Below are 20,650 nucleotides of genomic sequence, written 5' to 3' on the forward strand. Positions count from 1 at the left end.
TTGGTAACAGCTATTATCCTAGCAGCAGGTTTTTCTAGAAGGTTCGGTAGCGAAAAATTATTGATTAAATTAGATGGTAAACCTATAATTGCCCATGTAATAGAAACAATAATTAAAAGTGAGTTCAAAGAAATTATACTTGTTTATCAAAATGAAGATATTAAAAAAATAGCTGAAAATTATAATGTACAACATGTTTATAACGAATCAGCTATAACAGGTATGAGCAGTTCAATTAAATGTGCTATTATGAAAGCTTCTGAAACAGATGCATATATGTTTATTAATGGTGATCAGCCATTTATTAATTCCCATGTCGTTGAAGATTTGATAACAACATTCAATTATAAAAAAGAAAGTATTATCGTTCCAAGATATAATGGTGAAAGAGGTAATCCAGTAATCTTTGGTTCTAAATGGAAAAATGATTTTCTTAAAATTACTGGAGATATCGGTGGTAGAAATATAATTAATGATAATAAAGAAGAAGTATATTATTTAGATATAACTGAAAATAAATGGGGGTTGGACATTGACACAAAAGAAGATTATTTAATTATTAAGGAGTTGAATGATAATGAATAGAGGTTTAGTTGTAGTAAGAGGAGGAGGAGATATTGCAAGTGGAACTATACATAGGCTTACAAAATGCGGGTTCAGAGTTGTAGTCCTAGAGATAGATAAACCAACTGTTATACGAAGAACAGTTTCATTTGCAAATGCATTATTTGATAATGAAATTACTATAGAAAATATTAAGGCAGTTAGAGCAGATGATGTTAACGACATTAAGAAATATCTGAATAATAATATTATTCCGATTCTAGTTGATGAATATGGTAAAAGTATTTATCAGTTAAAACCAGATATTGTGATAGATGCAATATTAGCTAAGAAGAATATGGGTACTAATATGGAGATGGCACCTATTGTCATAGGTTTAGGTCCAGGATTTACAGCAGGCAAAGATGTACATGCTGTCATTGAGACAAATAGAGGACATGATCTAGGTAAAGTAATTTATAGTGGGAAGCCACAAAAGAATACTGGTATTCCAGGTAATATAGAAGGATACACCCACGAGAGGGTTATACGTTCTTCTCATGAAGGTAATGTAAGTGCTACAGCGAAGATAGGTGATACGGTTAATAAAGGTGATTGTATAGGATATGTAAATGAATTTCCCATATTAGCTCCTATAGATGGAGTAATAAGAGGATTGATAAAAAGCGGTTTACATGTTACAGAAAATTTTAAAATCGGAGATGTAGATCCTAGAGGAAAAATTGATTATTGTTTTACTATATCAGATAAGGCAAGAGCAGTAGCTGGAGGAGTTCTTGAAGCTATATTAACACTATGACAAATTAAATAATATAATGACCTATGTAAATAATTTATCCTTACTTTATATCTAAATCTTTTTTATACAAGTTTAGACCCATTTCGATCAATTACTATATACAAAAATCAAAATTAATTATACAATTGCAATACACAAAATATTTTGTATCTTTGTATTGTTCAATGACTTTGTGCACAAGTAATTGAATGAGAGGTATGACAAAAAAATATATATAAAGAAAAGGAGATAAGTATTATGAGCAGAAGAATAAAAGTTCTATTAATAGTGTTTGTTATGGTAATTAATATTGGATTAACTTCATATGCAAATGAACAAAATTTTACAGATGAAAATTCTGTTGAGATGAAAGAAAATAAGGATGTAGTAAACAGAGAAGAGAAAAAACAAGATGTAGAATATAACCAAAATGAAGAGTTAATAAAAGGTCATGGTTTAATGGGTTATTACTATACAGGTTCCGACTTCAATGATGTAGCAACAATAAAACCAGTCGTTAATGGGAATTTAGGTATTTCTAAAGATGAGAATACTGATATAAATTCTGCTTATTGGTATGGATATATTACACCACAACAAAGTGGTAAGTACGAATTATCTACATCTTATAGTAATGCTGTTGTAATGATTGACGGGCAAGAAATTAATACTGAAATAAACTTAGATAAAGATACACAATACGAAGTTAGTATTACATATAAATCATCAAACCAAACTCCACAAACGAAGCTTTTGCTTTATTGGAAAACTCCATCAAATGATACTAATGTAATAATACCTAACAAGAGTTTGGTTCTTCCTACTTTTAATAAGGAAGCCGAAAAACAGGAATTATCTTTTGATAGAAAGATGTTATTTAATAGTCCACGATCTTCTAATCCTGTTATAGATACAGATAATGATTCAATACCTGATAGCATGGAATCTGCTGGATATTGTGTAATACCTGATAAAAATGGTGTGCCAACACACGTTATATGGAAAGATTCATATAAAGGGTTATATACTAAGTATGTAACGTCACCTAATATGTGGAGTACAGATGATGATCCTTATAGTGATTATATGGAGACATCAAAAATAAAGATGGATTCTACTGTAACAAAAGAAGCAAGTCATCCATTAGTTTCTGCATATCCAATTATCGCAACTGAAGTAGAGAAATTTAATATTTCATTAAATAAAGATGTTAACAGTGGAACAGGAGGTTCAGATACTGTATCGGTTACAACAGATACTGGTGGAAGCAAAACAATTACTAATGAACATTCTCATTCTATAACACAGTCTTTAGAAGTTGGTACAAATGGTATTAATGCAAGTGCAAGTCATTCTCATTCATATACTCATTCAGAAGCCAATACAACTACTTGGAATAAATCAAATCAAAATACAAATGAGAAATCATGGACAAAATCAATAGGTATGAATGAAGGGATCAATGCATATTTTGGTATTAACGTAAGATTCAAAAATATAGGTACAGCTCCAATATATCGATCAAGACCTGTTATATCATTAGTTGTGGAAAAGGGACGAATAGATGATACACTATATTCAATTAATCAATTACCGTCAAGAGTACCTGACATAATGCCTGACGAGTCATATCCTAAACAAGGTCAATCTGCTATAGCAATGAATACATATGATGAAAAAGGAACACAGACAATGACTCTTGATAAAGCTACAGTTGAGACTTTACAAAAGGCAGGTAATTTTAGAGTCGAAACTAACCAGTTAAGAGGAAAGATTGCATATTATGATGATAATGGTAATATTACTACTAGAAATGAATGGAATGATTACATTACAAAAATAGAAAAGACAACAGCAAAATTTATACTAGATTCAAAGGAAACTGGAGTACAAATTAGAAATGTAGCTGCAAGAGGTAATGATAATATCGTAAGTATGTCAAAGGCTGACATAACTATAGGAGAAGCATTAAAAATTGCTTATGGGGCTGTAGAAAATGGTAATAATTTAGTACTTAATGGTTACATAATGGATAAGTCAAATATTGTAGTAGGTTTTACTGAAGATACTAAAAATAAATTAACCCAACAAAGCGGTAAAAAATTCTTAAATATGTTGCTAAGACCTGGAATGAAAATATATATTAAATGCTTAGAAAAAGATCAGAACAATATCCAAGCTCCAATAATTGAAGATATCTATACGGATTATGGAATAAATGAATTATCAAGAAGATTTGTAGAGCCATTAACGGTTTTTAAATTCAAATTTCAAAATCCATATACACAATTAAAGAATATTAAGTTTAATTATCATAATAAGGAACTTATGAGACTTTCAAATGACCCTGAATTTTGGGGTGAGAACGACGTACCGTATAAATATGTATGCAACAGACATAATATTGATCCGAATAAATATTCAGATAATGAATATATTTTGAGCACAAAAAATCCTGATGTAACATATGATGAAGAATTTATCAATAAACGTGGTACATTAACATTTGAATATTTCAACGGCAAAATAATAAAAGTACCAGTTTCATTTAAATTCAGAAACATATTAACAGATATGTCTAGATATGAATATAATAGAAAAAACTGGATGGGTCCTAATAATTTCTTAACTAATGTATTAGATTCATATGCTATTAATCATGAGAATGTAGATGATACATATAATTATACAAAAGTAAATACATCTGATAAAGGAAAAGATTTAAATCAGTTTGATTATAGTAGTGGTTGGAGTTTTAAAAAGAATGATTCACATTATAAAGGAGATTATGCAACAAGTGAGACTAAGGATGCTACTGTTAGTATCAAATTTAAAGGAGAAAAAATAGTTGTTTATGGTTACAAGGGTTCTGGACAAGGAAGAGCACAAGTATATATTGACGATAGATATATTGCTGAGATATCTAATAGTTCTAATAATTCAGGAATAGATATTCTTTACAGTAGCCATAGGTTATCACAAGGTGATCATACATTAAAAATTAAAGTATTGGGAGAAAATGATACTAATAGTACAGGTAAATCGGTAACCATTGGTCATGCAGAGATAGGTAAACGCAAAAATAATATTCCTACAATACCAAGGTATATAACTGTACAGGATTCTGAAGTTGGAAATGACATTAATCAATTTAAATTTGATAATTATTGGAATTCTGATTCAAGTACTCACTATACTAAAGCACTTAAATATAATGATTGTGCAGAAATGGAATTAAAATTTTTAGGTAAAAAAATAGACCTATATGGAGGCATATTTGGAGGAGACGAAAATGATGCATGTGGATGGGTATATATTGATGGCAAATATGTTGGAAGTATTGGTAAGAAAACAGGATTAATATTTAGTAAAGAATTAGAGCATGGTACTCATACCATTAAACTTAAAGTATTTGGTGATGGAAGTGGAAATATCGATAAGGCAGTTGTTCAAAGATATTAATAGTAATAACTTAGTGTAAATAATCTTTTTAGAAATATCTAATTTTGTGTAAGTTAACTTAAATGCACTCTTTTCTTTCAATAATTGAGATAAGTAAATCTCAGGATTATTGAAAGAAGGAGTGTTTTTTTTAATAGATTATACTATTTTTTTTGCTGTAAGGAGTATTAATAAGGGGTAAGCTAGTTCTGAATTTATTATCGTAGTTGTAATATGCATTAGATACAGCTGGTGCTGTAACTATAGAACAAATTTCTCCAATACCTTTTGCACCATGTGCCAATCCCTTATGTTTTTTGCCTATAATTATGGGTTTGATTTCTGGAACCTTATTAGCCTTGAACAGTCCCAATGTACCGAATTTAGCAGTAGGTCTGCAATTATCTAAAGGATAACTTTCAGTTAGTGCATAGCCAAGACTCATGACGGTTCCACCTTCAATTTGTCCTTCAATGGACTTTGGATTAATTGGAGTTCCAACATCGTGACATGCTACAATTCTTTTTATAGTTCCAATATCATTTAGTATTACAACATGTGTAGCGTAACCGTACGTAACATGACTGTAAGGATGCTCCTTGTCAGAACCTAAAGGATCAGTTACACAGGTGTATTCACCATAATATTCTTTACCCTCTAATTCTGATAATGATTTATCCTTCAGATCATTTTGTAATTTGATTGCCGCTATTCTTGCAGCTTCTCCTGTAAAAACTGTTTGTCTAGAAGCAGTAGAATTACCAGAATCAGGAGTCAAATAGGTATCAGGGGTACTATGTACAATATTATTAGGTGATATATTAATTACTTGACAAATCATTTGAGTAATAACTGTCGCTAGGCCTTGACCAACACAAGCTGCACTTGTATGAGTATATATTTTATTATCTTTAATTATCAATCTGCATCTGCCTGTATCTGGGACACCAACCCCAAGTCCTGCATTTTTCATAGCACAAGCTATACCTACATATTTTTCATTTTCAAAATCTTCTTTTACAGCTTCTAATGTTTCAGCACAAGCTGTATATTCATCAGCAACTTGACCATTAGGAAGTATCTGACCTGGTCTTATAGCATTTCTATATCGTATTTCCCAGGGTGATATTCCAACTAACTTTGCTAATTGGTTAATATTATTTTCAGTAGCAAAACAGCTCTGAGTAACACCAAAACCCCTAAAAGCCCCACCAGGTGGGTTATTGGTATATACTGCTTTTCCTAATATATCTACATCTTGATAATTATATGGCCCAGCAGCATGAGTACATGCCCTTTGGAGTACAGGTCCTCCTAGGGATGCATAAGCACCTGTGTCAGATATGATAGTAGCTTTCATAGCTGTGAGATAACCATTCTCGTCACAAGCTGTTGTGAAATCCATTTCCATTGCATGACGTTTTGGGTGTACTAGTATACTTTCTTTTCGTGTAAATGAAACTTTTACAGGTCTATGAGTTTTATATGCTAGTATAGCTGCAAGATGTTGAACTGTCATATCTTCTTTTCCACCAAATGCTCCACCTACTATTTTACTGATAACTCTTACATTATCTTTATCTAAGCCTAATGCTTCGGTACATTCTCTGTGTGTCTGGTAGATACCCTGATCAGCACAATAAATTGTTATTTTACCATCTTTTTCAGGAACAGCAACTGCACATTCAGGTTCTAAAAAGGCATGTTCTGTAAAAGGAGTACTGTAATGGTTAGTTACAACATACTTGGAATTCTTGATTTTTTCATCTGCATTTCCTCTAACTAGATGTTCTATGGATAAGATATTACCGTCTTCATGAAGTAGAGGAGCGTTGTCTGCTAAAGCTTCTGCTGGACATTTGACAGGTTTTAGTTCTTCATACTCAATATCAACCAGTGATTTTGCTTGTTCTAGAATTTCTTTTGTTTCTGCAGCAATCAGTACTATAGCATCACCTAAGCATCTTGTCTGACTTCCTTCTGGTATAAGTATATCCCAATCTTTCTTTAGATGACCAATCTTAGGTGAGCCTGGTAAATCTTTTGCAGTAATTATTGATATGACACCTTCCAGATTTTCAGCTTTACCAGTATTGATTTTTTTTACAATTGCACGAGGATATTTGCTTCTAAGACAGCTTCCATATATAATACCGTCAATACGCATGTCATCTACATATTCTGCTTCCCCAAGTACTTTTGAGATGGCATCAACTCTGTGCATGTTTTCTCCCACAAGACCAGTGAAAGAACATTCTGGTATATTAGTATTTTCTCTTAATAATTTTGCAGCTAGTTCTATTGCTTTTACTATCTTCACATAACCTGTACATCGGCAAATATTGTTTTTTATTGCCTCCCTTATTTGTTCTTCATTAGGGTCAGGCACTTTATCTATCAATCCTTTTGCACTAATAACCATACCAGGAGTACAAAAACCACATTGGACAGCACCAGCTTCTTTGAATGCATAGCTGTATACATTCTTTTCTCTTTCCGAAAAACCTTCTACAGTTAAGATATCTTTTCCATTCAACTTATCAGTCCATAAAACACATGACTTAGTTGCTTTACCGTCAACCAGTACCATACATGCTCCACATGAACCTTCCATACATCCATTTTTAACGGAAGTAAGATTTAATGTATCTCTTAGATAATTGATCAATTTCTGTTTCTTTGGTACAAAAACACGTTGTCCATTAACAATAAAATCTGGCATCGAAATCACCTCATTAGAAAACTATATTTTTCATTTACAGTAGTTATTATGTTTTTAATATCTGCAGGTAGTGTATTATCATCGTTGTTAAGGTCAATCTTCAGGATCTCATCATTAAGCCTAATTCTGCATTCACTTCCATTGTTATTACACATATAGAATCCTTGATTTTTACTTTCTAAGAAATCTTTTTCTGTATTAAAAAGGGTGAATTTATCTTTATATGGTGCACTATCATATGGACAGAATACTTCGCAGTTACCACATTCGTTACATAAGCTGTCTATATGTATAATCTGTGACATGGACTTGCCAGGAACAGTGAGTGAGAGATTAGCCCTATTAGGACATACATCAACACATGTTTCACACACCATATTACATTCAAGACATCTCTTACTTTCATTTTTTATATCATCAAATTTTTCTATAGTACCTTTTTTAACATAGGCATCTTCCATGTTTTGTTTATTAAAGTAAGTACTGAAACCTTTGTCTTTTATATTTTCCTTATCCATAATAGACAAAGAGGATTTTATTGAATCCTCAATAGATTCTACAACTGTTGACGGACCACGAAGGGCATCACCTACAACATAGACATTTTCAATATTTGATTCACATGTTTCTTCATTTACTATTACATTATTATTTTCTGCCTTGATTCCATTAGATTTGAATAGGTAGGTATCAGTATTTTGACCAATAGCAGAGATAATTGAATCTGCATGAATGTTAACTTTATTTCCTGTTTTTATTGGTTTGCGTCTACCTGAACTATCAATTTCTCCTAGCTTCATTTCTTCACAACATAATTTACCTTCTTTGAATTTAACAGGGGAGAGTAGTTCTTTGATTATTACACCATCCTCAGTAGCTAGCAGCAATTCTTCTTCATCGGCAGGCATATATTTTTTGGTTCTTCTATAAACTAGATATACATTATTAACTCCTTTAACTCTTATTGCAACTCTTGCTGTATCCATAGCGGTGTTGCCTCCGCCAATTACAACAACATCTTTACCTAATTCATATTCTTTGTTTCCATTTTTTATGTTCTCTAGAAAATCTAGTGCATCAATAGGATTCCCGTTATCTATTTTTAGATTTACAGGATTCCATGCACCAACTGCTAGTAATATATATTTATATCCTTTTTCTTTCAATTCTTCAATATTATTTTGTTCATGGTCTAATTTTACTTCAATACCCATTTTCTTAATAAGTTCAATATCTTTTTGGATGGAATCTGATGATATTCTGAATTCTGGTATTACGTGTTTTACAATACCACCTAAGGATTTTCTTTTTTCGAATATAGTTACATTCATGCCACATCTACCAAGAAAATATCCTGCTGCCAATCCTGCTGGACCTCCTCCTATTACGGCTACTTTTGTATGAGATTTTGTAATAGGTGAACTTAACTCATTCATAATATCATTATATGCTGCTTTTGCCGCTTCTAATTTCACGTCACGTATCTTAATGTGTTCTTCATAAAAATTACGGGTACATTTAGTTGTACATGGATGACTGCATATAGTACCAGTTATGAAGGGAAGAGGATTCCTATCAATTATTACTTTTAGTGCATCTTTGTATTTACCTTTACCCATGAGATTAATATATGTAGGTATTTCTTGGTTAATAGGACAGCCTAATTTACAAGGGGATATAAAACAATCAACTAGAGGAACTTTTTTATTTATTTTATTATTATGTAAAGGTTTTATCGGCTTTCTATAATAAGGATCAATTACTGCATTTTCTTTTAATTCTTTTATAGCTGATAGACTTATTTTAGCGTAATTATCAGGGTTTAGATTTCTTAATTTATCAGCTAGTTGTATGCAACGTTCATATCCACCATTCTTTAGCAGGGTAGTAGCAATAGTTATTGGCCATATTCCTGCCTTCACAATTTTATCTATGTTATATGCATCAGCACCACCAGAGTAAGAAATCTTAAGGTTACCGTTAAAAGATTCCGCTAATTTGTAGGCAAGAGCTATTGAAAGAGGATATAATGAACGTCCTGACATATACATTTCTTCACCAGGGAGTTCATCATGAGCTATTTTTACTGGAAAAGTATTAGTTAGTTTCACTCCAAATGTCAAGTTGTTCTTAGTTGCCATTTGTAATAGACGCTTAATCATTGGTACAGCATCTTCATATTGTAAATCATCCTGAAAATGAAAATCATCAAATACTAGATAATCATAACCCATTTTATCTAGAGTTAAACGTGCATAATTATAACCAAGTAGAGTAGGATTACATTTTACAAAAGTATTCAAATGCTTTTCTTCCAACAGATATGAAGCTATACGTTCTATTTCTTCAGGAGGACATCCATGAAGGGTTGATAAAGTAATGGAAGTACATATATTAGGGGAGATATTTTGCACAAATTCCTTATCTATATTATTGAATCTATTTATATTCTTTAAAGTATATTCTTTACATTGGAGCCAAATAGGAGAGAAAGAAGCGTCTTTCAAACCTTCAATGAAAGCATCTATTTTAGGAGATGATATACCTTCAAAATCATATCCAACACTCATATTGAAGATAAAACCGTTTTCATCACCGAAGCCATATTCTTTTGATAACAACTTAAGAATAAACCACGCTTTAACATATTCTTCTAAGGCTTGTTCTACTGTTAACTCTGTTGACCATTCAACGTTATAGCCTTCATCTCTTGCATTAATACATGGTTTATTTACACATAAATCTTCACCATCTAAGGTCTGTACAGTTTTTAATTCAAAAAATCTACATCCAGCCACATATGAAGCAATAATATTTTGTGTAAGTTGAGTATGTGGACCGGCAGCTGGACCAAAAGGAAGTTCCATATGTTCACCAAACAATTCGATATTATCTTTACTATCAATATGTACAAATTTTCTTACTCCAAATATTGTGCCCAATCTACTATATTCATCTATTATCCATTCTATAATATTCTCAAATGGAATAGGATCCATTCTATCATTCATTTTTCACACCCCTGTTAAAATTTTTTCCATAAAGCTGTTGACAGTTCTCTTGCTTTTGCAAATATACTAGCTTCATCTATATTTAGTAGTTCTCTATCTTTCATTAGTAACTTACCATTTATCATAGTTGTTTTTACGTTACGACCAGTCATACCAAATAGAATATGGCTATTGATATTATTTTCATCAAGTGGGGTGAATGGGTTATAGTCTAATACGATTACATCAGCATATGAACCTTTTTTTAGTATCCCTAATGGCTTCTCATAAAAACGATTAGCTATTTCTGCATTATTATCAAATAACATCTTAGGAACTTCTGCCCATGCTACAGAAGGATTATTGTTGTGATGCTTATGTAATATGTTAGCTACTTTCATGGATTCTAGCATATCACTGGTATAACCATCTGTTCCAAGTCCAAGAACAATATCATTATCCATTATTTTTAATATAGGAGTACAACCAACAGCATTACCCATATTAGACTCAGGATTATGTACAACCATTGTATCCGTTTCTTTCAGAATATCCATCTCTAATGGATTTATATGAATACAATGAATGGCAAGAGTTTTTGAACCTAGTATATTCATATCATATAAACGATTGACAACACGTTTATTATACTTGTTCAAAGAATTATACAAATCTTCGACGCCTTCAGCTACATGGATATGATATCCTGTATCAGCTGGTACATTTTCTGCTATATGATATAAAGTTTCATCAGAAAGAGTGAAGGCAGCATGTAATCCCATCATACCTTTTTGCATATCGCTGGTATCCTGTTTTGTGGAGTTAATGAAATTGGTGTTCTCTTTAACTGCTTGAATCATTTCATTTTTGCCATTACGGTCTGATACCTCATAGCAAAGACAAGTACGTAATCCTAATTCATGTGCCACACCTGATATCTCAAATAAACTTCCAGTTGTCGCACCATAGCTTGCATGATGATCGAATACAGTAGTTACACCATTCTTAATACAATCTATATACGTTACATAAGCACTATACTTAACATCCTCCAGAGTCAGATGTTTATCAATTTTCCACCACATACCTTTAAGAATATCTGAAAACTTTTTGGGATGATATCCTTTCAAGGATAACCCTCTAGCAAAAGAACTATAGATATGATGATGTGTATTAATAAGACCTGGCATAATCAATCCTTGTTTTGTATCAATAAATTCTTCATTTGGATATTTTTCTTTCATATCTTTAGTGGTTCCCAAATCGTAGATCAGATTATCTTTTATACATAGACAGCCATCTTCAATAAATGGGTTAGTACCATCTCTGGTTATCAATTTCCCATTACCCAATAAAATCATATAAACCCTCCTTATAATACCATTAATTATATTAACATTATTTAGAATATGACTTAATTAAGATGATAGTTATCATGTTAGTCGCTAAATTATATTAATTAAATCACATAAAATAACTAATTATATTAAAAATATAATATATGACATAATTCATATATATATTAGTTAACTATCTATAAAATATGTGCATAATATTATATTAACAGACTACCACCAATAGTAGCAAAAGTCAAAGAAAATAAAAATATTTTTGCAAAATAAAAATATTTTTGCAATAATCATTGAATAATTAATTTTATGGTGATATACTAAAATCATAATAAAGTAACTTTTGAAAGGATTTTGTAATGGATAATAATGTTAATTTGAATTTTTTAAAACGGCTAGCTAGAGGAATAGTGCATCATTTTGGAAAGAATTGTGAAGTAGTCATACATGATTTGAAATCCGATACCTTGCAAAAGACCATTATAGAGATTGAAAATGGTCACGTTACCAATAGAAAAATTGGAGATGGTGCATCCCATATAGTACTAGACACAATAACTAACGAAGAAGACAAATTAGAAGATTCTATAGGTTATTTGACAAAAAGTCATGACGGAAGAATATTAAAATCTAGTAGTATATATATTAGAGATGAAGATGATGAGCCTATAGGAATTTTTTGTATTAACTATGATATTACAGAGCTTACTATTGCAGAAAACTCTATAAAAAGTTTACTTAAATCTAAGGAAGAAAAAAATGAGGTAGAAGAGATACCACAGAATGTAAATGATTTATTAGATAATTTAATTGAGCAATCAGTTAAATTGATTGGGAAACCTGTAGCATTAATGAGTAAAGAAGATAAGATAAAGTCCATTCAATTCTTAAATAATGCCGGTGCTTTTCTAATAACAAAATCAGGAGATAAAATATCTAAATATTTTGGGATATCAAAATACAGTATCTATAATTATATAGATGTTAAAAGATAATCACTATAATTAATCTCAGTAAAATATTTTGAGAATTAATGGGATAAATATAAACTTGAGGAGGTTTTTATTAATGGATTTTAATGAGGTAAAAAAGAAAGCTAATGAGTATGAAAAACAGATGACTAGGTTCTTACGGGATTTGATAGCAATACCTGGAGAAAGCTGTCGGGAAGAGAAGGTTATTAAACGTATTGAAAAAGAAATGAAAGAAGTTGGATTCGAAGAAGTTAGATTTGATAATATGGGTAATATTCTTGGATTTATGGGTAGTGGAGAAACTCTGATTGCTTATGATGCACATATAGATACTGTAGGACTTGGTGAAATGAGTAATTGGAATTTTGACCCTTATGAAGGTTATGAAAATGATGAAGAAATAGGTGGCAGAGGTTCTTCAGATCAATTAGGTGGGATAGTATCTAGTGTTTATGGTGCTAGGATTATGAAAGATCTAGGACTAATAAATGATAAATGCAAAGTATTGGTAACTGGAACGGTACAAGAAGAGGACTGCGATGGATTGTGCTGGCAGTACATAATCAATGAAGATAAGATAAAACCTGAATTTGTTGTAATTACTGAACCAACTAACGGTAATATCTATAGAGGACATAGAGGGCGAATGGAAATTCGTGTAGACGTTAAGGGTGTATCCTGTCATGGTTCAGCTCCAGAACGAGGAGATAATGCAATATACAAAATGGCTGAGATTATAGAAGAAGTAAAAGAACTTAATGATAGATTGCATTATGATGAATTTTTAGGAAAAGGAACTCTTGCTGTATCAGAAATATTTTTTAATTCTCCATCCAGATGTGCAGTTGCAGATATGTGTGCTATTTCTATAGATAGACGTTTGACAGATGGAGAGACTTATGAATCGGCTCTAGATGAAATTAGACAGTTATCAAAAGTAAAAGAGTATGAAGCTGTGGTAAGTATGTATAAATATACTAGACCAAGCTGGACTAATCTTACTTATCCAACAGATTGTTATTTTCCAACATGGGTAATACCAGAAGATAGTTCTCCTACAAAAGCTATGGTAAAAGCTTATGAAGGAATGTTTGGTAAACCAAAAGTTGATAAATGGACATTTTCCACAAATGGTGTTTCTATAATGGGTAGATACAATATTCCATGTATAGGATTTGGACCAGGAAAAGAAGAGGAAGCTCATGCACCTAATGAAAAGACTTGGAAAGCTGATTTAGTTAGATGTGCTGCTGTATATGCTGCTTTACCAACTATGTACCTTGAAGAATCTAAATAATAAATAGACCGTGAAAGGGAGAATAAGATGAGAGATATTAATAATTATATTGATAAGTTGAAAAAGTTGAATTTTAGTGACATGTACAATAATGATTTCATTTTAACATGGGAAAAGACAAGAGATGAATTAGAAGCTGTATTTACTGTAGCTGATACTCTCCGTTATCTAAGGGAAGAGAACATCTCAACCCGAATATTTGATAGTGGACTTGGTATATCATTATTTAGAGATAATTCTACCAGAACAAGGTTTAGTTTTTCTTCAGCTTGTAATCTGTTGGGATTGGAAGTACAGGACCTTGAAGAAGGTAAGTCACAGATAGCTCATGGGGAAACAGTTAGGGAAACAGCTAATATGATATCTTTTATGGCTGATGTGATTGGTATTCGTGATGACATGTATATAGGAAAAGGAAATAAGTACATACGTGATTTTTCTAAGTATGTGAAACAAGGTAATGAAGATGGGGTATTAGAACAAAGACCTACACTAGTCAATTTACAATGTGATATTGATCATCCAACTCAAACAATGGCTGATATGCTTCATCTAATTCATCATTTCAATGGAATAGAAAATCTAAAAGGTAAAAAAATAGCAATGACTTGGGCTTATTCACCATCTTATGGGAAACCACTTTCAGTCCCTCAAGGAATAATAGGATTAATGACTCGTATGGGTATGGATGTAGTATTAGCTCATCCTGAAGGATATGAAATAATGTCAGATGTTGAAGAGGTAGCTAAACACAATGCCTTAGAATCAGGTGGAACATTCACAAAAACCAATTCCATGAAAGAAGCATTCAAAGATGCTGATATCGTTTATCCAAAAAGCTGGGCACCTTTTGCTGCTATGGAAAAGCGTACTAAACTATATGGTATAGGTGATATGAATGGTATTGATAAGCTTGAAAAAGAACTGTTAGCTAGAAATAAAGAGCACAAAGATTGGCAGTGTACGGAAGAATTAATGCGTATGACTAAGGATAAAAAGGCTATTTATATGCACTGTTTACCAGCTGATATAACAGATATAAGTTGTGAAGCAGGTGAAGTTGCGGCTTCAGTATTTAATAGATATCGTATTCCTCTATATAAGCAAGCTAGTTATAAACCTTATGTTATTGCTGCAATGATACTGCTTAGTAAAATAAAAAATCCTGCTGAATTATTCACTAATTTATATAATAATCCTAAAAAACGTAAATTAGATTAATTTCAAAAATAAAGTTGCATATCAAGGAGGGAAAAATGAGCATTGGAAAAAGTGTTAAAAGAGTAGATGCTTTTGAAAAAGTTACAGGACGTGCACAATACACAGATGACATTCCACTTAATGATGTCCTTGTTGCAAAAGTACTCCATAGTACCATAGCTAATGGGTTGGTTAAAGACATAGATATAAAAGAAGCGTCAAAACTTCCAGGAGTAGTGAAGATAGTAACTTGTTTTGATGTTCCTGACATAACATTTCCAACATCGGGGCACCCTTTGTCACTCGATATACACCATGCAGATATTGCAGATAGGAAGTTGCTTAATAGAAGAGTTAGATACTATGGTGATGATATTGCTGCAGTAATAGCCAAAGATGATGTAACAGCTTCAAGAGCTCTTAATTTAATCAAGGTTGAATATGAAGAATATAAGCCCTTAATGTCTATAGGTTCGTCTTTGGAAGAAGGTTCAAGACCTATACATGATAATTTTCCTAATAATATTCTTACCCATTCTAATTACCAAATAGGTGATTATGAAGAAGCAATAAAAGAAGAAGGTCTAATATCTTTTGAAGGTGAATATATAACTCCAATGGTTAAGCATTGTCATATGGAAACACCAATTTCATATTCTTATGCTGAGTCAGGGAGAATGGTAGTTGTGACCTCAACCCAAATTCCGCATATCATCAGAAGAATAGTTGGGCAAGCACTGGGAATTGGCTGGGGGAAAGTTAGAATTGTAAAACCATATATTGGAGGAGGTTTTGGCGATAAACAAGATGCACTTTATGAACCTCTTAATGCTTATCTTTCAAAATCAGTAGGTGGAAGATGTGTAAAACTTGATATAACACGAGAGGAATCATTTGTTAATACACGTGTACGTCATGCTATGAAGATAAAAATCAAAAGCTATGTAAGACCTAATGGGAGATTCGTAGCAAGGAAGATTGAAGTCTATAGTAACAAAGGTGCATATGCTTCTCATGGTCATAGTATAACTTCTAAAGCGGGTAATGCTTGTAAGCAGATATATAATGATGAGAAAGCAATCAAGACAGATATGTATAGTGTATTTACAAATATGCCTGTAGCAGGAGCTATGAGAGCTTATGGTATACCACAAATAACTTTTGCTCTAGAATCCCATATTGATGAAATAGCTAGGGGACTTAATCTTGATCTTATTGAGATTAGAAAGCTTAATATGATGAAACCTGATTTTGAAGATAATGGTATTAAGTGTCATAGTTACGGACTTCTAAAATGTATTGAAGCAGGAAAAAAATATATTGATTGGGATAACAAGATAGAAGAATATAAGAATCAAACAGGACCCATGCGTAAAGGTGTCGGGATGGCTATATTCAGTTATGCTACAGGGGTCTACCCTATATTGTTAGAAACAGCTTCGTGTAGAATTGTTCTTAATCAGGATGGTACTGTTCAATTACAAATGGGAGCTACTGAGATAGGTCAAGGTGCTGATACTATATTCAGTCAAATGGTATCAGAAGTACTTGATATTCCTACTAAAAATGTACATATAATAAGTAATCAGGACACTGATGTAACACCTTATGATTCTGGTGCTTATGCGTCAAGGCAATCATATGTATCAGGAATGGCTGCTAAAAAAGCAGCACTTCTTTTAAAAGAAAAAATAATAAAACATGCTAATTTTATGTTGAAACTACCACCCTCTAATATTGATTTGAAGGATAGTATGATCATTAAAAAAGAAAATGGTGATATTTTGGCTTCTTTAGAAGAAGTTGCCACACATGCATTTTATAACACAGAAAAATCGGTTCACATTACAGCTGATATAACTAACCAATGTAAGTCTAATACTTTTTCTTTTGGAGTATGTTTTGCTGACGTTGAAGTAGATATGGCTATTGGAAAAATTAAAGTCAATAGAGTAATCAATGTCCATGATTGTGGTAAAGTTCTTAATCCTGATCTTGCCGCAGCACAAGTACATGGTGGAATGAGTATGAGCTTGGGATATGGTTTAAGTGAGCAATTATTATTTAACGAAAAGACTGGTAAACCATTGAATAACAATTTACTAGATTATAAGTTGCCAACAGTAATGGATACACCTCACTTAGAGGCTGAGTTTGTTGATACATATGATGTATCCGGTCCATTCGGAAATAAAGCGCTAGGAGAACCACCTGCAATTCCTGTTGCTCCTGCTGTCAGAAATGCAGTATATCATGCTACTGGTGTTAATTTTAATACTTTACCATTAACACCTCAAAGACTGGTTGAAAGGTTTATTAAGGATAATCTCATTTAAAGGTTAGATTTAAGTATTATAATCACTTGCCTTACCCTGAGATGTGGTCATGCGTGATTATAATACATTAACCTTCGGTAATTAGTGAGTTAGATAATAAGATTGAAGGGAGAAATAAGATGTATGATATAGAGAATATATATCAGGCTACTTCTGTAGAAGATGCAATAGAGCATCTATTGGGGAACCCAAAAGCTTTGATTATTGCAGGTGGAAGTGACATACTTATAAAAATACATAATGGTAAATTATTAGGTTGTTCGCTGGTAAGTATTTATGGATTAGATGAACTCAGAGGGATATCTATAGATGAAGATAGAAGGATAAAGATAGGTCCTCTTACAAGTTTTTCACATATAACTAATGATGAAATAATAAAGAAACATATACCTGTATTAGGAGAAGCGGTAGAGCAAGTTGGAGGTCCTCAAATAAGGAATATAGGAACTATTGGAGGAAATATATCTAACGGAGTTACAAGTGCTGATAGTGCATCAACTTTGTTTGCGCTTAATGCTCAGCTTGAAATCACAGGCATAGATGGAAAAAGAATCATTCCCATATCGGAGTATTATATAGGACCTGGAAAAGTAGTACTGAAACAAGGAGAGATACTTACGGCAATATATATAACAAAAGAAAATTATCAAGGGTTTACAGGTTGTTATATAAAATATGCTATGCGGGGTGCAATGGATATTGCAACACTGGGGTGTTCTGTTACATGTAAACTGAGTGAGGATAAAGCAAAGATCGAAGATGTACATTTGGCATATGGTGTTGCTGGTCCTGTTCCAATGAGATGCTTAGAGACTGAAAAATCAATTATAGATATGGAAATAGCTGATGAAATGTTTGAAAAGTTTGGGGCGATGGCAATGGAGGAGGTAAATCCTCGTGATTCTTGGAGAGCTTCAAAAACTCTTAGACTCCAACTTGCCAAAGAATTAAGTAAACGTGCTCTAAAGCAAGCAATAATTAAATCTGGAGGGGTATTATAATGGCTAATGTAGAATTGAACTTTATTGTAAATGATGAACCTAGAAATATTATAATAGATGATCGAGATTCTCTTGCAGATGTACTTAGAAATAAGCTTCATCTAACAAGCGTAAAAAAAGGTTGTGAAGTTGGAGAGTGTGGTGCTTGTACTGTCCTTATCAATGGAGAGACTTTTGATTCATGTATTTATTTGGCTATATGGGCTGAAGGTAAGGAAATACGTACACTTGAAGGTCTGATGGATGAAGATGGAAATATATCTGATATACAGCAAGCATTTATAGATGAAGCAGCAGTTCAATGTGGTTTTTGTACACCAGGATTCATAATGTCAGCAATGCCTATTTTAGAAAGTGATAAGGAGTTTACAAGAGAAGAGATTAAGAAGCATCTGTCAGGTAATTTATGTCGATGCACAGGATATGAAAATATAATAAATGCAATAGAAAACGTCAAGAAGAGCCGTATGAATAACCAAAATATATAATATAGGAGGTATTATCATCATGGAGAATAAATATAATGTAATTGATCTAACTGTTAATGAAGAAAGGCTTAAAAATGTAGTTAAGAGGGCTAAGGAAAGAGGTATTATCATTCCTACTTTAGCTCAATTAAAAGATCCAAGTCTTATACCAGATGATATAAAAGAAAAACTCAAAGATGTTGGGCTATGGGATCTTAATCCATTGAATCTTTTTAGGATTGGATGGCATAATGATACGAAAGAAATGGGTGGCTTATATAAGGATGTCAATTATTTATGTATACCTAGTGAAATTTCTGGTGTAAAAGCTAAGATAATAGCCTTATGCGGTAAATGGTTTCCAACAGGTTCACACAAGGTTGGAGCTGCATTTGGATGTCTTGTACCTAGACTAGTGACAGGACAATTTGACCCAACTAAACAAAAAGCTGTCTGGCCATCAACTGGTAACTATTGTAGAGGTGGTGCTTATGATTCAGCTCTTCTAGCTTGTGATTCCATTGCTATATTACCAGAAGGCATGAGTAATGAAAGATTCGAATGGTTGAAGAATGTAGCTGGTGACACAATTGCTACTCCAGGTAGTGAAAGTAATGTAAAAGAAATATTTGACAAATGTTGGGAATTAAGAAATTCTGGGGAAGACCTAATGATTTTCAATCAATTTGATGAATTCGGTAACTATCTATGGCATCATGAAGTTACTGGTAAAGCTATTGAAGAAATACTTGATGTTGAAATGAATGAAGATAGTAAATTCAGAGGGTATATTAGTGCAACTGGTTCTGGTGGAACAATTGCAGCTGGTGATTATCTCAAGAAAAAATATCCAAACCTCAAAATTGCAGCCAGTGAAGCATTACAATGCCCAACAATATTTTTGAATGGTTATGGAGAACATAGAATAGAGGGTATTGGCGACAAACATATACCATGGATCCATAATATCAAGAATACAGATGCAGTTACGGCAATAGATGACGAAGCTACAATGAATTGGATAAGGATGTTTAATGAACCAGAAGGTCATAAAGTATTAAAAGCCAATGGTGTAAGTGATGAGATTATTGAACAATTGAACCTTGTAGGAATCTCAGGTGCTGCTAATATAATATCTGCTATAAAATTTGCCAAATACTTTGAACTAACCGAAGACGATATTCTAGTTACTGTGTTAACAGATTCAATAGATATGTATAAGAGTAGATTAGTAGAGCTTAATGAAGAAAGAGGAGCTTTTACTTCATGTGATGCTTATGGTGTAATGGAAAGATATTTTAAAGGCATTAATACTGATTACTTCAAAGAATTGAATTACAGAGAAAGAAGAACCGTTCATAATCTTAAGTATTATACTTGGATAGAACAACAAGGAAAAACATATGATGAAATATTAGAACAGTGGTATAACGATGATTATTGGGCTAATATAACCAAACAAGTGGATAGACTGGATGAATTGATTGAGGAATTCAATGAAAGAGTAAGACAATGTGAATAAAAAAAAGAA

Annotated in this window: 13 protein-coding genes; 10 read left to right on the forward strand and 3 right to left on the reverse strand. The window is 32.3% G+C overall.

The genetic code is table 11. The features are described from left to right. The 3 genes from mocA to N4A55_RS13900 all read left to right on the forward strand — a co-directional run bounded on the left by mocA (position 1) and on the right by N4A55_RS13900 (position 4,804). On the forward strand, positions 1 to 585 hold the full coding sequence (gene mocA / locus N4A55_RS13890) for a molybdenum cofactor cytidylyltransferase (RefSeq protein ID WP_293757428.1): 585 nt from the start codon (positions 1 to 3) through the stop codon (positions 583 to 585). After that, positions 578 to 1,363 carry a selenium-dependent molybdenum cofactor biosynthesis protein YqeB gene (gene yqeB / locus N4A55_RS13895; protein WP_330666410.1) on the forward strand — a complete coding sequence of 262 codons (786 nt, stop codon included), beginning with the start codon at positions 578 to 580 and terminating at the stop codon, positions 1,361 to 1,363. The genes mocA and yqeB overlap by 8 nt, the downstream gene beginning before the upstream one ends. Positions 1,364 to 1,600: 237 nt before the next feature. Next, entirely contained in the window at positions 1,601 to 4,804 is a 3,204-nt protein-coding gene (locus N4A55_RS13900) for a binary toxin-like calcium binding domain-containing protein (protein WP_293757431.1), read from the forward strand. A gap of 130 nt (positions 4,805 to 4,934) precedes the next feature. On the opposite strand, the gene xdh is transcribed toward N4A55_RS13900, so the two are convergent. From xdh to ssnA, 3 genes are read right to left on the reverse strand one after another with little or no spacing between them, the layout of a single operon-like run. Beyond that, positions 4,935 to 7,505: a selenium-dependent xanthine dehydrogenase gene (gene xdh, locus N4A55_RS13905; protein WP_293757432.1), complete on the reverse strand. Its 2,571-nt coding sequence runs from the start codon at positions 7,503 to 7,505 to the stop codon at positions 4,935 to 4,937. Positions 7,506 to 7,510: 5 nt separating this feature from the next. Continuing rightward, positions 7,511 to 10,516: a putative selenate reductase subunit YgfK gene (gene ygfK / locus N4A55_RS13910; protein ID WP_293757433.1), complete on the reverse strand. Its 3,006-nt coding sequence runs from the start codon at positions 10,514 to 10,516 to the stop codon at positions 7,511 to 7,513. 14 nt (positions 10,517 to 10,530) lie between these two features. Beyond that, the gene (gene ssnA / locus N4A55_RS13915; protein WP_293757435.1) at positions 10,531 to 11,856 is read right to left on the reverse strand and encodes a putative aminohydrolase SsnA; all 1,326 of its coding nucleotides are present in this window, start codon (positions 11,854 to 11,856) and stop codon (positions 10,531 to 10,533) included. 347 nt (positions 11,857 to 12,203) lie between these two features. Here ssnA and N4A55_RS13920 point away from each other — a divergent pair, with 347 nt between their 5' ends. From N4A55_RS13920 to N4A55_RS13950, 7 genes are all read left to right on the forward strand, one after another. Then, the gene (locus tag N4A55_RS13920; RefSeq protein WP_293757436.1) at positions 12,204 to 12,839 is read left to right on the forward strand and encodes a helix-turn-helix transcriptional regulator; all 636 of its coding nucleotides are present in this window, start codon (positions 12,204 to 12,206) and stop codon (positions 12,837 to 12,839) included. Between the two features lie 73 nt (positions 12,840 to 12,912). Further along, positions 12,913 to 14,115, forward strand: coding sequence for a YgeY family selenium metabolism-linked hydrolase (locus N4A55_RS13925; protein WP_293757438.1), 1,203 nt, complete (start codon positions 12,913 to 12,915; stop codon positions 14,113 to 14,115). A 27-nt stretch (positions 14,116 to 14,142) separates the two neighbouring features. Beyond that, positions 14,143 to 15,336: a knotted carbamoyltransferase YgeW gene (gene ygeW, locus N4A55_RS13930; RefSeq protein WP_293757440.1), complete on the forward strand. Its 1,194-nt coding sequence runs from the start codon at positions 14,143 to 14,145 to the stop codon at positions 15,334 to 15,336. Positions 15,337 to 15,371: 35 nt separating this feature from the next. Continuing rightward, positions 15,372 to 17,651, forward strand: coding sequence for a xanthine dehydrogenase subunit XdhA (gene xdhA, locus N4A55_RS13935; RefSeq protein ID WP_293757442.1), 2,280 nt, complete (start codon positions 15,372 to 15,374; stop codon positions 17,649 to 17,651). A 119-nt stretch (positions 17,652 to 17,770) separates the two neighbouring features. Continuing rightward, entirely contained in the window at positions 17,771 to 18,652 is an 882-nt protein-coding gene (gene xdhB / locus N4A55_RS13940; protein ID WP_293757444.1) for a xanthine dehydrogenase subunit XdhB, read from the forward strand. Continuing rightward, positions 18,652 to 19,140 (forward strand): xanthine dehydrogenase subunit XdhC, encoded by a 489-nt coding sequence (gene xdhC, locus N4A55_RS13945; protein ID WP_113674988.1) that lies wholly within the window; start codon positions 18,652 to 18,654, stop codon positions 19,138 to 19,140. Before xdhB ends, xdhC begins: the two co-directional genes overlap by 1 nt. 19 nt (positions 19,141 to 19,159) lie before the next feature. After that, positions 19,160 to 20,641 carry a pyridoxal-phosphate dependent enzyme gene (locus N4A55_RS13950; protein ID WP_293757446.1) on the forward strand — a complete coding sequence of 494 codons (1,482 nt, stop codon included), beginning with the start codon at positions 19,160 to 19,162 and terminating at the stop codon, positions 20,639 to 20,641. The last annotated feature ends 9 nt before the right edge of the window (positions 20,642 to 20,650 follow it).

Origin of the sequence: Vallitalea sp., assembly GCF_025211055.1 — a bacterium.
GTDB lineage: Bacteria > Bacillota > Clostridia > Lachnospirales > Vallitaleaceae > Vallitalea.

Bases quoted from the DNA above. Each gene is read 5' to 3' on its own strand.
- yqeB (WP_330666410.1), top strand. From the start codon at position 578: ATGAATAGAGGTTTAGTTGTAGTAAGAGGAGGAGGAGATATTGCAAGT.
- N4A55_RS13900 (WP_293757431.1), top strand. From the start codon at position 1,601: ATGAGCAGAAGAATAAAAGTTCTATTAATAGTGTTTGTTATGGTAATT.
- xdh (WP_293757432.1), bottom strand. From the start codon at position 7,505: ATGCCAGATTTTATTGTTAATGGACAACGTGTTTTTGTACCAAAGAAA.
- ygfK (WP_293757433.1), bottom strand. From the start codon at position 10,516: ATGAATGATAGAATGGATCCTATTCCATTTGAGAATATTATAGAATGG.
- ssnA (WP_293757435.1), bottom strand. From the start codon at position 11,856: ATGATTTTATTGGGTAATGGGAAATTGATAACCAGAGATGGTACTAAC.
- N4A55_RS13920 (WP_293757436.1), top strand. From the start codon at position 12,204: ATGGATAATAATGTTAATTTGAATTTTTTAAAACGGCTAGCTAGAGGA.
- N4A55_RS13925 (WP_293757438.1), top strand. From the start codon at position 12,913: ATGGATTTTAATGAGGTAAAAAAGAAAGCTAATGAGTATGAAAAACAG.
- ygeW (WP_293757440.1), top strand. From the start codon at position 14,143: ATGAGAGATATTAATAATTATATTGATAAGTTGAAAAAGTTGAATTTT.
- xdhA (WP_293757442.1), top strand. From the start codon at position 15,372: ATGAGCATTGGAAAAAGTGTTAAAAGAGTAGATGCTTTTGAAAAAGTT.
- xdhB (WP_293757444.1), top strand. From the start codon at position 17,771: ATGTATGATATAGAGAATATATATCAGGCTACTTCTGTAGAAGATGCA.
- xdhC (WP_113674988.1), top strand. From the start codon at position 18,652: ATGGCTAATGTAGAATTGAACTTTATTGTAAATGATGAACCTAGAAAT.
- N4A55_RS13950 (WP_293757446.1), top strand. From the start codon at position 19,160: ATGGAGAATAAATATAATGTAATTGATCTAACTGTTAATGAAGAAAGG.